This is a genomic window from Algoriphagus persicinus (genome assembly GCF_035156415.1).
GTDB lineage: Bacteria > Bacteroidota > Bacteroidia > Cytophagales > Cyclobacteriaceae > Algoriphagus > Algoriphagus persicinus.
Genome location: NZ_JAYEEY010000011.1, coordinates 46,303 through 58,813, shown reverse-complemented (window position 1 = coordinate 58,813; position 12,511 = coordinate 46,303). Strand labels below are relative to the sequence as shown.

The 12,511-nt window shown below is 38.2% G+C and carries 10 protein-coding genes; 4 read left to right on the top strand and 6 right to left on the bottom strand.

Annotation, left to right across the window (positions count from 1 at the left end; all coding sequences use genetic code 11):
- The first annotated feature begins 2 nt into the window (after nt 1–2).
- The 4 genes from U3A58_RS10225 to U3A58_RS10210 all read left to right on the top strand — a co-directional run bounded on the left by U3A58_RS10225 (nt 3) and on the right by U3A58_RS10210 (nt 2,443).
- Nucleotides 3–167 (top strand): hypothetical protein, encoded by a 165-nt coding sequence (locus U3A58_RS10225; RefSeq protein WP_323823325.1) that lies wholly within the window; start codon nt 3–5, stop codon nt 165–167.
- Between the two features lie 162 nt (nt 168–329).
- Nucleotides 330–923 (top strand): DUF6088 family protein, encoded by a 594-nt coding sequence (locus U3A58_RS10220; RefSeq protein ID WP_323823324.1) that lies wholly within the window; start codon nt 330–332, stop codon nt 921–923.
- 1 nt (nt 924) lies between these two features.
- On the top strand, nt 925–1,959 hold the full coding sequence (locus tag U3A58_RS10215; RefSeq protein WP_323823323.1) for a nucleotidyl transferase AbiEii/AbiGii toxin family protein: 1,035 nt from the start codon (nt 925–927) through the stop codon (nt 1,957–1,959).
- Between the two features lie 262 nt (nt 1,960–2,221).
- On the top strand, nt 2,222–2,443 hold the full coding sequence (locus tag U3A58_RS10210) for a hypothetical protein (RefSeq protein WP_323823322.1): 222 nt from the start codon (nt 2,222–2,224) through the stop codon (nt 2,441–2,443).
- Between the two features lie 54 nt (nt 2,444–2,497).
- On the opposite strand, the gene U3A58_RS10205 is transcribed toward U3A58_RS10210, so the two are convergent.
- The 6 genes from U3A58_RS10205 to U3A58_RS10180 all read right to left on the bottom strand — a co-directional run bounded on the left by U3A58_RS10205 (nt 2,498) and on the right by U3A58_RS10180 (nt 12,506).
- Nucleotides 2,498–3,136, bottom strand: a complete 639-nt coding sequence (locus tag U3A58_RS10205; protein ID WP_323823321.1) for a hypothetical protein — start codon at nt 3,134–3,136, stop codon at nt 2,498–2,500.
- On the bottom strand, nt 3,136–4,074 hold the full coding sequence (locus U3A58_RS10200; protein ID WP_323823320.1) for a hypothetical protein: 939 nt from the start codon (nt 4,072–4,074) through the stop codon (nt 3,136–3,138). The genes U3A58_RS10205 and U3A58_RS10200 overlap by 1 nt, the downstream gene beginning before the upstream one ends.
- A 112-nt stretch (nt 4,075–4,186) precedes the next feature.
- Complete coding sequence (locus U3A58_RS10195) at nt 4,187–5,452, bottom strand: GIY-YIG nuclease family protein (protein WP_323823319.1); 1,266 nt, start codon at nt 5,450–5,452, stop codon at nt 4,187–4,189.
- Nucleotides 5,421–7,349, bottom strand: a complete 1,929-nt coding sequence (locus tag U3A58_RS10190) for a DEAD/DEAH box helicase (protein ID WP_323823318.1) — start codon at nt 7,347–7,349, stop codon at nt 5,421–5,423. Before U3A58_RS10190 ends, U3A58_RS10195 begins: the two co-directional genes overlap by 32 nt.
- Before the next feature lie 736 nt (nt 7,350–8,085).
- Nucleotides 8,086–9,735 (bottom strand): RNA-binding domain-containing protein, encoded by a 1,650-nt coding sequence (locus tag U3A58_RS10185; protein WP_323823317.1) that lies wholly within the window; start codon nt 9,733–9,735, stop codon nt 8,086–8,088.
- Complete coding sequence (locus tag U3A58_RS10180) at nt 9,735–12,506, bottom strand: class I SAM-dependent DNA methyltransferase (protein WP_323823316.1); 2,772 nt, start codon at nt 12,504–12,506, stop codon at nt 9,735–9,737. The genes U3A58_RS10185 and U3A58_RS10180 overlap by 1 nt, the downstream gene beginning before the upstream one ends.
- Between the last annotated feature and the right edge of the window lie 5 nt (nt 12,507–12,511).

Sequence of the window (12,511 nt, the reverse complement as noted above, 5' to 3'; positions counted from 1 at the left end):
TCGTGGAAGTGAGCCTTAACATGGCTGAGCTACATGACCACACTTTCGAATATGAAGGAGAAACCTATGTCAAATTCAATGTAGCCAAACTGAAAGAACCAGATCAGTCCGGAAAAACCCACACCGTTTATGTTTCTGTCAAAGAGCCGGAATCAGAGGAATCTTAACTTAAAAGCCCTTCGGGGCTTTTTTTATTTCTCATCAATTTAGCGGAAAGCCTAAAATCTATTTAGTTCTGTCACAAATATTGATAAGATTTGTGACAGAACGATTAGAATATTTGTCACAAAAAGAAACTATATTTGTGACAAATAAACAGCGGTGTTTCTATGGAAAGCATTGAAAAACAAATAGAAAGACATATAAAGGTTAAGCCATTGGGGTCTTTATTTTTTCCTGATGATTTTTCGAGTTTCGGCTCGTCCGAGGCGGTAAGGAAGGCATTGGAGCGATTAGAAGATAAAAAGGTCATTTTCCGAATAGCACAGGGGATATATACCCGACCTAAAAAAAGTAAGTTGATTGGTGAAGTAATGCCATCAGCCGAGGAAGTGGCCGAAGCGATTATAAAGCGAGACAAGGTGAGAACAGTCCCAACTGGATCCTATGCGTTAAATGCACTAGGGCTCAGTACACAGATACCCATGAGGATTGTTTTATTGACGGATGGCTCTCCAAGAGAAATAAAAATCGGAAAGCGAACGATCAAGTTTAAAAAGACAACTCCAAAAAGTCTTCTAGCTAAGGGGAAAATAAGCCGCCTTGTCATACAAGCTTTAAAAGAAATAGGGAATGGTCAAGTCACAGAAAGTGAAGAAGCGAAAATAATAAAGCTACTCAAGGAAGAGGACGAAAAGAATTTGATTTACGATATTGGGCTTGCACCAGTTTGGATTCAAAAAATTATGAGGAAAGCTTTATAAAATGCAGAAAGGCAATTTTTACACTCTTGAGGCATCGGAAAAAGAACTCATCTTTCAGGATATCAGTAATAGAACAGGGATGCCAGCATTCGCCGTGGAGAAAGACTGGTGGGTAACTCAGGCTTTAACGATCATATTTGAAATGGAGGTTGGCCAAAGCCTAGTATTCAAGGGCGGCACATCACTAAGTAAAGCATGGAAGCTAATCCAGCGATTTTCCGAAGATGTTGATTTAGCGATAGATCGCACTTTCCTAGGTTTCGAGGGAGATCTTTCTAAAAAGCAAAGAACTAATCTCAGAAAACAAGCCGGTATTTATACGACTGGGCCATTTTGTGAAGAACTAAAAGCAAGGTTCATCGCAAAAGGTTTTCATGATGTCAGCTTTGAAGTGGTTCCTGCCGAGGATAGCGATCAAGACCCCAGAATTATTCTTATTCACTATCCAAATCTTATTGAAACACCTGATTACGTTTTGCCAAGAGTGCAAATTGAGGTTGGTTGTCGATCTTTACGAGAGCCATACACTGTTAAAAAGTTTGGGTCAATTGTCGATGAAATATATGAGGGGGGTGAATTTACCTCACCATTGATTGCTATTCCTACTGTAAATCCCGAAAGAACTTTCTTAGAAAAATTATTCTTGCTTCATGAGGAATTTCACCGACCTATGGGAAAAATGCGGGTGGATCGCTTAAGTCGCCATTTATACGATGTGCATCAATTGGCAAATTCTGAAGTAGCAGAGAAAGCAATCAATGACAAAGATCTCTATGAAACTATAGTGAACCATAGATTTACTTTTTCAAAAGTGGGCGGGGTAGATTATAATAGTCTTAATCCAAAAACACTGAACTCAACGCCAATACCAGAGGTGATAGAAGCATGGAAAGCGGATTATCAAAAAATGCGTGAACAAATGATTTATGAGGAAAAGCCGCCAACCTTTGATGAACTGCTCGCGAGTATTGAGAAACTGAAAGCTAGGCTCTCAAAGCTAGAATGGTCGTTTTCGTTGGAGTTTCCTAAGGGTTAAATTCATGTAGATGAAATGGCTGTTTCATTAATCCGTTCTGGCTTAATTGCCAATGCATTTCCATGCCCTATTCCGGTTTTGTCCAAATTGTATGCACAAAGGTCGAACTGCCTGTCTGCTTCAAAAAATTGGGGCTTCAAGCAGAATTTTCTAAAAACGAGGTTTCCTACGGACTACCTCCCAGTTTTTAAATTCTAATTTTTTTCCGCTTTCCAAACTGTCCTAAATGACCTGCATAAATTTTAACTAAAACCAAAATAGTATGGCATTCTCAAAAAAGTACATCGGTAAAGGAAAGCAAGTTGAAAACATGGACATCGTGGAAGTAAGCCTAAACATGGCTGAGCTTCAAAACCACACCTTCGAATATGAAGGTGAAACTTACATCAAATTCAACGTAGCGAAGCTGAAAGAACCAGACCAGTTCGGGAAAACTCACACAGTTTATGTTTCTGTCAAAGAGCCTGAATCAGAGGAATCTTAATAAAAATAGCCCTTCGGGGCTTTTTAGTTTTAGCTTTCATAATTCTTTGAAGATTTATTCGAAATAACCGGCTCTCCTAACCATTTCTTCTTTTAAATCTGAGTATTTATTATCAATAAGGGCCTTAGGGATCGGAGTTTTGGAAAAATATCCAGACGCTAGAAACTGTCCTGGAGTTATTCTTTTCCAGAATGGCTTAACTAAGTCTATATTTAAAGTATGTCTAATACAATAAAGTTCTAAGTATCCTGGCCTAAAGTCTGGATCAAACTCCCAGTCAGATTCTAATATATAATCTTCCTCAAGAAATCCTTTTAAGGTACTAATACAAAAGCCGACGCAAGTCATTCTCTGACCAACATCCTTATTTCCAAAATATACTCCTTCTTCGTCGAAATAATCGCCTGAATAGAAAAAGCCATATGAAGGAGGTGCCTGTTTGGCGATTGCCCTGCAGTGTGAGATAAAAGCAGGGACTTCCCCTGCCTGAATTATATTAGTGATCTTATGGTAAAAGTCGTATGAAAGAGGAGAAAGATCAATAGCACTACCTGTAAAATGAAATTGGAAGAGGTTATTGTTGAATTTAATGATAATAGCAGCATGGTGAATTGGATTATCTATTAAATACCCTAAGGCTACAAAAGAATGATCCTTTTCCGAATTATCAAGAGATTTTACCACTTCAAACATTATCCTTTATTAAATCTATTGTTGTACAGGTTTAATAAACTTTTCCTTTCATTGGAAATGGAAGGCTCATCTTTAAGTGATTTTGAGATGATTAATACCGTTTTTAACTCACTTTGATGGAATTTTTCAGAAGTAAAACCTAAAATAATTAGTTTGAGGAATTTTAACAGAATGTTTTTGTTTCCTGAGTTTTTTAGAGAATGATTATGTATGTAATCAAGTTTTGTAATTAAATCAACGTCTTGGTTATAGTCTTTTAGAAAAGGGCGAATGATTTTAATTTCCTCTTCATCTAAAATTGCTCGATGAGTGTAGGTTTCATCTTGATCAATCCTAGATGGTGATTTTGTTTCGACTAGGCTTTTAACATTTTTATATAAGGATTCTCTAATTTCAATTGCTTGGTCACGTTCACAAAAGATTGTAATTTTTTCAATACCTCCATGATCTAAATGATAATTAGGATTGTTGCCTCCAATTTGATTTAACAGACCACTTTTTATTTCTAATTTAAATTCAAACTTATTTCTGGATCTTTTGGATTTTATTTCAGATTTTGTGATAACCTCTTTGAGGTCAATAGGTTGGTTAAGGTTGGAGTATAGTCCGAACTTGAAGTCTAAGCTATCATTTTTGAAGTAAGACTGCATTTTTCTTAAGTTATTAACTGTCACTCGGTCATGACTTCCGTTTTTGACTGTCGATTGTAAACTATGGTAAAAAGTGTGGATTGAGTTTGTCGATGATTCCACTTCCAAGAGAGCACTTCCTTTCTTCAACCTGTAAATGAGCTTACTTTCATCTACTTCTTCTTCAATTACAGCTTTAAGAAAGCCAACAACGGCCAAAAAAGAAGATAAAGCTTCGCCTGAGAGGTTGTCTAGTTCAACCAACTCACCATTTGCTTGTTCAAGAGATAACCGGAGTTTTTCCGACATTTTGCTAAAAAATTTATTAAAAGTAAAAAACGGAGGGTAATAGTCAAGCTTTAGTGCATTAAATGTCGGAATTCGTTGGCTATTTTAGACCCAAACTCAGTTACCTCCTAAATTACCTCCCCACAATCATTTCATTCTCCCCGTCATACCTATACTTCACCACCTCACCGCTAATAATCAACCCAATGACCTGTTCTATCACCTCATAAGGTGCAATAAACCATTCCCTCGGTGTATATCTTTTACCCTTTTCGTCAAAAACGTCAATGTTCAGACAGGAGGAGCCAAAGAAGTTATGGATAAGCTGCTCGAATTTCTGGGTGTTCATATTATAGCATTTCCATCCTGCGATATAATCCACCTCAGCCATTAAGTAGGTTGGCTCTTTTACTGCATTTTTGATACGATGTTCAACTGCAACTTTTGAATAGCCAATCTTATATAAGTTGTCAATGGAAGTGATTCTCGGGTCTTGATTTAATGACTTGAGCACATAGATGAAGCCTGATTCCTTATCTTCATCTGTGATCATTCCAAAGTTCTCTTGAAATGACTGATTTACTTTTTCGAAATTTTCTGTGACCACCTTTCCATTGGCATAAAGAATCTTTTCTACAGAGCGTTTGAGCATGTTGGATTGGGTGCCATTTTCAAAGATGCACCTGGTCCTTCCATCTTCTCTTACTCTGGTGCCATCCTCTCTGTAATGCTCCTTTTGAGAAATGTTTACATGCTCTAATAGGAACAAGACTCCATTGTGAACATAAAATGCCCCCTCCTTCAAATTATCCATTTTAAAGTCTATCAGACTTCGCTTGCCTTCAGCCAAATCCTTTTGTACTTCTTTGAAAAGTGGCTCATAAGTAGCAAAATCTTTGCAGGGCTTCCTTTTAGCTACAAAATCAGCACTTGCCCGTTCCTCTGGTTTTGGTGTATGCTTAAAATCAAAAAGCCCGGCATCATCCCCCAAAATATCCAAATCATCATCTAGAATATCACTAATGGATTTTATCTCTTTCTTTGGTTTCTTACTATAATGCTCGCTGGGTTCATTTACCATATTAGCGTCATTTTCCTGCAAAAGACCGTGAATATCTTCGCTAAGTAGCATTTCTACTTTGTCAGGATCTTCACGAATGCTCCTCAAACGTGAATAGAGCTGGTATTCAGACACGTTGGAAATATTAGCTTCTGGAGGCTTGCCATTTTTAGCATAAAAATCATTGACCTGATGGAATGATGCCAACAAGCGATTATCGGGAGTGCTGGTCGATGAGATCTTCTTTTTCTCCTCGATCAGATGAAATTCCTCATCGTTAAAGATTTCATCCAATGAGGAGTACTTTTTACGATGCTGCATGCTTCCTCCTCTGTTCATTGATATAAATAATCGCCTCAGCCATTCTTCTTTCCAAAGGATCACCAGAACTGATATTCGGCTTTTTGCCATACATGGCTATGAACTCCTTGATTTTAGGATACAAAAGCAAGACTTCTTCTTCACTGATTGATATTCTAGTCGCTTCTATCGTCTCCTGTATTACCTTGAGTACTTTGGTTGTGACCGACTTTGACAGTATTTCAAAAGCTTTCTGGAAAGGATTAACCTGATCGATCAAATCAATATGTAAGTCATCGATATTCACAAAAGTATTTGCCATACGGATAAAGCGCTTATCCCCAGTTTCTTTGATCTCTCCGTTTTTGATCACTGAATCTACTACCACCTGCTGACGAACTTCTTCTACTTCCTCAGCTGATAGATCTGGATATCTGACTTGGATGATCTTGGGAATTAATACTTTATTGATCACCTCAGGATCTACATTCCCAGGCATAGCCTTCAGCATTTGATCATCCTGAAGAATCACCGCCTTCAGGTCGTTAAGATCTGACTCAATGATATCCTTTACTCTTTTGGAGCTTGGCTCTTTTAAACCACGGATATTGAGCTCACCGGGCTTTGCTTTATCGTCATCGGAAAGCTTGGTTTTGAATTTCCAGTTGGGTGCCAAAACCTGCTCCATAAGCAAGGAAGCAGTAATGGCTTTCAGCATATTATTTACGGATAGCTTCACCTGATCATCCGCAGCGTCAGGCTGGGCAATGAGATTGGTAAACTGAGCATGTGTTTTATTGTTACTGTCTCTAGTGCATCGTCCAATAATCTGGATGATCTCAGTCAAAGATCCACGATAGCCCACGGTCAAAGCATGTTCGCAATACGGCCAATCAAAACCCTCCTTGGCCATGCCAAGGGCGATGATCAAATCCATGTCATCTTCGTCTTTACTTTTCCTCAAGTATTCCACGATTTTATCCCGTTCCTTGGAATTATCTTCAACCAGGTCGGCTACTTTGAGGATTTTTCCATCCCCAAAGCGTTTGATGTAAATCACACCTGTTTCAGCATCCTGCTTAATTACTTCGCCAATTGCATCCAATATAAAATCTACCTCGTTATGCTTGTCTTTGGTGGATTCGCCCGAATTGACATTGGGGATATGAAGAATCGTCTTTTTGTCTGTGTCCAAAACCTCCAATATAGCCTCAGTATATCTGCCCTGATAAAAATGATAGCCTATACCCAGAGACTTTAGGTAGTTATAGCCGTTCAGCTGCTCGTAATAGTTGTAAGTAACTTTTTCAAATTTGGCTTCATCCTCAGGGGGCAATACGGGTACACTATCACCACGGAAATAAGATCCCGTCATCGCAATGATATGCGCTGAAGACTTCTGCATGATATTCCGGAGGATGTCGCCCAGACGGTTATTGATATCAGCAGAAACATGGTGAAACTCGTCTATTGCAAGTAGGCAATTATCAAAAGCACTTTCTTCCAATTCGTCAGATGCAAATCTCAGCGTAGCATGTGTGCAGATCATTAATTGCTCATCATTAGCCATGAAATTATGGAATGCTTTCACTTTGCTCATGCTTGCATCACTTCCAGGCATGCAGAGATTGTAGGCATCGTTTGGCTCCCAGTCGGCAAAAAATCCGCTAGACTTTAAATCTGTATGCGCAAACGAACTCCCGATAGAGCGTTCCGGTACAGCAACAATCACTTTTTTGATCCCCTGGTATCGCAACTTATCCAATCCTAAAAACATCAAAGCCCTTGACTTTCCAGAAGCAGGAGGCGCTTTGAGCAATAAATACTGGGCATGTCTTGCTTCATAGGCTCGGGCTTGCATGTCACGCATTCCCATAGGATTGATTTGCGTACTCTGACCAGTTTGGTGATAGTTTACTTCTACTATATTGGGCATTTTAAAAAGGGCTAATCGTCTAAAGTTTATCTAAAACTCGTCTAAGTTTATCTAAATATATTTACTCAATCCGCTATATGTCAAATTGTTATGATTCCTGTTCGTCTAAAGTTTATCTAAATCCCGTCTAACTCGTCTAAACTAAACCATAAATTAGATAAACTTTTGATTCCTCGATGCTCTTTGTTTTTTCGCTTTCTATCACATAACAGTCACATAAAAAATCATCTGATTATCAGTGATTTATACATTTGGCTTGAGTAGCTGTCACATGACCGTCACATAAGAATCTTGATTTATTCTTTCTGTGTTTCTGTTCTATCCTCTGGTTTTTATTTTCATTTATTTTCACAGCAAAAAGAAAAAAAGTGACTTGATCGAATTCTGAGGCACTTTTCATAGAATTTATTTTCAGTTTATTTTTTTTTAGCCATTGATCTGTCGTTTTTCTTCATCTTGATTATCAAATAACCGTCAAATAAGAATCATCTGAATATCAGTGTATTATAATATTAAAGGTGTATTCTGTCAAATGACCATCAAATAAGATTTAGCTCATAAGTCTTCTCAATACTGCGGTGTTGTGGTCATATTTCGTCTAAATCCATCATCCATTCTTCTAAAGTTTATCTTTAAACATGCTTCCTTCCTCAATAAAAAGCCTCTTTAGACGCTTTAAACATCATTTTTCGCCAAAGTTTATCTAAAAGTTTATCTAAATTTTATTTTTAATCAGTTAGTTAGATAAACTTTTTATCCAAACTGGTTTTCTGTTTGTCCCTTTATTTTCAATTTGATTTTCTTTCTTAGAAAGGGAGTTCATTAAATTTCTGATTTTGTTATTTTTTTGCTTCTCATCCAACACATTTGGTAGTAGGTCGAAAAGCAATTTATCGATATCTTCTTTCTCAGCTTCTCCGTATTTCTCCAGATATCCCAGAATAAGATTTTTATAATAATCATCCTTAAAGCCTTTCATCTTAATATAGTCTCCACGTTCATCAGTTGCGCTGGCGACAATAGCAGAAACATGGAGATTGGGCTTTCTTCCCTCAATCAACTTTTTGGCTCTCAACTGCTGAATTTCTTGTTTTTTGAGGGGTTTTCCTTTTGACACTTTATCCAATAACATAATTTCATGAAGTGAAAGGCCAGGCATTTGGGCAAGTTTTCGCGCATAATTCAGATCCGAAATTTTACCTGTAATTTTTACAGTGACCTTCTGGCCTGAAAAATCATAATCTGGCAATGGAAAATACTTATTCTTCTGGATGAGAAACATCTTTCGGATTCCACTGCCAATTGTGTCAATCATCTTAAGATCAACCATAGCATTGGCTAAAAACGGATTACGGTATTTGGTTTCAGGAGAATCGGAGTCGATTACCTTTTCAACTGTTCCTGGTATAAAATTGCCAGAATTGGAAAAAATCAAGATTCCATCTTCACGCTCGACTACATTTATTTTTCCTGCTATAGTATAATCTTGATGGGCTACACAATTATTCAATGCTTCTCTGATTATATAAGGATCAAATTGACTAACCTCCTGAGGGAAAATACTCCCCTCCTGTAAATACCTATAATTAAGGTTTCGGATTTTTGCATAAACTGACTGAACGGAAAGTATCAAAGGACATGTGAAATGTTGATAATCTTTTTCCAGACCGTCCTTATCCTTCAAAATCCACGAAATCGTAGCTGTGGCAGGACTGATAAAATGCTCTGACTCAGGTTTGCCCAAAAGCAAAATTGCTGTATTTGTGATTTTCCCCTGTATAGTAATCCTAGCCTTGTTCAAAAAGGTAAGTGTCTCCCAATTTAAAATCTCATCCTTAATGTGGGGATTCTTCTCAGAATATTTTTGTTTTGCGACTTCGATTGCCACTGGTGATAAATCATCTAACGTAGCCTCCTCAATAATCTGAGTACTCCAATCAAAAGAGTTTGATTGTTCTCTGATCCGATCTATTTCATCAAGGCTTAGAATCCCTAGACTCTCTCCATCTCTACCGAAATATTGTCGTTTCCAAGAAACTGGAATTCCTTTAGGTGCAGCCGGGATCTCACATAGCAATACCGTTTTACCGTCGATTTGTACCTTATGAACCTCACGGAATGTCATATTGGGAGAGGTGTGATCAGATACTTCTTTCTTGTAGTCATTGATTTTCGCCTCAGATATTTCTGTGCCTACTATCTGCTTTTTGTCGTCCACTCCTAAAATGAACCATGCATTTGGCCTATTTTTCAGGTTGGCTTCATTGCTAAGTGCAGAGAAGTACTTACCCAGCTTATCTTTATCGTATTGGGTTTTCGCCTCTTTAAATTCCAATATTTCTGTTTCAGTATCCTGAGTCAAAAATTGTCTAAGTAAACTCTCCATCAGTTCTTGATTTTCTTTCCCTTTTTCTCTTTTTCAAAAAGACTGTCCTTTATTTTCTCTTCAGCTATCATTTTCTCATAGAGCTTAAATAGGTATTCCAAGCGTTCCTCATCCGATTCAAAAGGGCGACTGCGATAGCATCGCTCGATAGCCAGGTCATTCTGTCGATGTGCTTCACGTAAGCCTTCCGGCATCTTATCAGGATCATACAACTGTGCCAGGGTTTTTTCAGAATGCCGTTCCCGTTCTTCAAGAATCCGAAATACACATTGGGTGATTTCCTGCTTACGCTGACCGGAAATGGTAGGAAAAGGGAAGGTATTATAGCATATGGTAACAGAATATAGAATATCCATTTTCATACCTCCTGCGACAGCTTTTACCCAAGTCATGTGCATTTTTGATGAAATCAGCCCAAACAGGAATGGATCCGGATCATAAATAACTTGCATAGTTTCCCCTGCAATATCTGTCGCAGGCTTAAAATCGGCTGGAAGATATTCTCTGAGTTCACTTGAATTTCTCCCGACAGCTATAAAATTGGATTTGCCTTCGTGGGTATACCTAAACCTATATGGAATATTGACTAAAGACCTAGCAACTTCTCCACCGCTTAATCTAAATTCTTTAACCTTTTGAATTCTCTCTTTTATTTCTGGAATCAATAGCGCCTCGTTTAACTGTTCTTCTTTTATCCAAATACACCATCTAGGTATATTTTTAGAAAGATCATTCCAACCATAAAATTTCCGGATAAATCTATCTGAGTTAGGATACGCTTTAATTAAATCTATCTTTTCTTGGTTTGATAAAATAAGGAAACCTCCATCTACTGATTGATTCCCGAATACTAGTGGAGAAATATTAGAAATCGCTGTTTGCCTTTTTTGAATCATCAAATTTGATCCCAAAGTCAAATAAGGGGAAATATTTGACCCCTCTTCTTTAATTCCATTTAGGTACAAAGTCTTTTTTGTGCTTTTAGCAGCATTTTTAACACCAACTATAATAACGGCAACGACAGCTTTATTTTTTGCATTGTTTGACCAATAAAAAGCAGGGTACCCGAATTTTATATCATTTCCTGCATCAAAAATATTTTGCCAAAGCAACGACACCTGTATTCCTTGGCAAATTGAATTCGTCGAAACAAATGCAAACTCAGCCCAGGTTTTTTGTATAAACTCGCTTGCTTTAACAAACCAGCATGATATATAGTCAAGACTATTTCTGCCATTTATAGTTTTTAATGCTACTGAAATATCTTCCTTTTGTGAGTCCGATTGAAACCGAGCTCCCAAGTATGGCGGATTTCCCAAAATATAAATCTCATCTCCTTCTTTCTTCGGACAGACGTCTTCCCAGTCTAAACGGCAAGCATTTCCACAAACGATCTTACCTGCTTCCTTCAGCGGTAGAGTAGGGCTAGTTTTCCCGAATTCTCGCTGAAACTCTACATTCATCTGGTGCTCAGCTAGCCAGAGTGATAGCTGAGCAATCTCATGTGCGAAATCATCGATCTCAATTCCGAAAAACTGATTAAGCTGAATTCTGGAAAACAACTCTACCTGAAAAGATGCAGCGAGGGTAAGTTGAGCCTTAGGAATAAAAGATAGCTGTTCGCTTTTCCCGTTAAATCCAGCAGCAGCTTTTTGTAATTCCTGAAGATGTTGGATAATTGCTATCTCCAGTCGTCTTAGTTCTTTATAGGCGATGATCAGGAAGTTGCCACTTCCACACGCAGGATCGAAGATTTTTATTTTGCTGAGTCTGGCAAGCAACTCTTTCAGTTTTTTAGGATTATGCTTCGATCTCTCAAATTCTGCCTTCAGCTCATCCAGAAATAGCGGTTCGATCACCTTCATGATATTGGGAACAGAGGTATAATGTGCCCCCAAACTTCCTCTTTTGTCAGGATCGATGACACCTTGGAACATGGACCCGAAAATATCCGGATTGATATCTTTCCAGTTCATCTCTCCGGCATCGATAGTCAGCTGTCTTGATTTTCTAGTGAAGACAGGGACTTGATATGGATCTTTGAACAATCCCCCATTGACATAAGGGAATGCACTTAGATAGACAGGCAAATTCTTCCGATCTTTTGAAGCTGTATTAAGCACATCAAATAAATTTTCCAGATAGGTATGGAGATCATTTCCATCTACCGCAGTATGTGAGCTGATAGCATTAGTAAACTGCCCATCCTGAAAAATATGTGTGTCTTCAGCAAAGTAGCAGAACAGGAGTCGGGTCAGAAAGACATTTAGCGCATGTGAATCATCCTCAGAGGTAACAGGATTATCTTTTTTGATTTCGTCAAAAAGCTTCGCCATCCGCTCCGCAGCTTTGACATCTGCTGGATTTTCATTGCGGTGCTGCGCCTTTTCCATTCCTGCCCAGGGCAAGAAAAAATCGAAATGCTTCGGCAATTCTTGCAATTCTATATCAAGCTTTTCACCTGTCTTTGTGTCTGCCCCCAGAAAAAGATTGTAATCGGTGACGATAACAAATCGCTGGTCATGCTTAATAGATTTGACTAGCTCCGATATAGTAAGATGTAAATCAGCGGTGTACTCTTCTTGAAAAAGGAGTTTCTTTTTCCAGGATATTTCCCCTTCTGTTTTGGATAGGTTGAGATTCCCTTTTTGTAATCGGGTGATTGAAGCCTTTGGCAGGCCATACGCCAAGAGCAGATCATAAATGAAAGTTTCTTTGGAAAAGGTCTTGATCAGATTTTGAAGGTTGGATTCAATCTGGGTGATGTTCATTTAAC

Bases quoted from the DNA above. Each gene is read 5' to 3' on its own strand.
- U3A58_RS10205 (WP_323823321.1), bottom strand. From the start codon at position 3,136: ATGTTTGAAGTGGTAAAATCTCTTGATAATTCGGAAAAGGATCATTCT.
- U3A58_RS10215 (WP_323823323.1), top strand. From the start codon at position 925: ATGCAGAAAGGCAATTTTTACACTCTTGAGGCATCGGAAAAAGAACTC.
- U3A58_RS10220 (WP_323823324.1), top strand. From the start codon at position 330: ATGGAAAGCATTGAAAAACAAATAGAAAGACATATAAAGGTTAAGCCA.
- U3A58_RS10180 (WP_323823316.1), bottom strand. From the start codon at position 12,506: ATGAACATCACCCAGATTGAATCCAACCTTCAAAATCTGATCAAGACC.
- U3A58_RS10200 (WP_323823320.1), bottom strand. From the start codon at position 4,074: ATGTCGGAAAAACTCCGGTTATCTCTTGAACAAGCAAATGGTGAGTTG.
- U3A58_RS10190 (WP_323823318.1), bottom strand. From the start codon at position 7,349: ATGCCCAATATAGTAGAAGTAAACTATCACCAAACTGGTCAGAGTACG.
- U3A58_RS10185 (WP_323823317.1), bottom strand. From the start codon at position 9,735: ATGGAGAGTTTACTTAGACAATTTTTGACTCAGGATACTGAAACAGAA.
- U3A58_RS10195 (WP_323823319.1), bottom strand. From the start codon at position 5,452: ATGAACAGAGGAGGAAGCATGCAGCATCGTAAAAAGTACTCCTCATTG.
- U3A58_RS10210 (WP_323823322.1), top strand. From the start codon at position 2,222: ATGGCATTCTCAAAAAAGTACATCGGTAAAGGAAAGCAAGTTGAAAAC.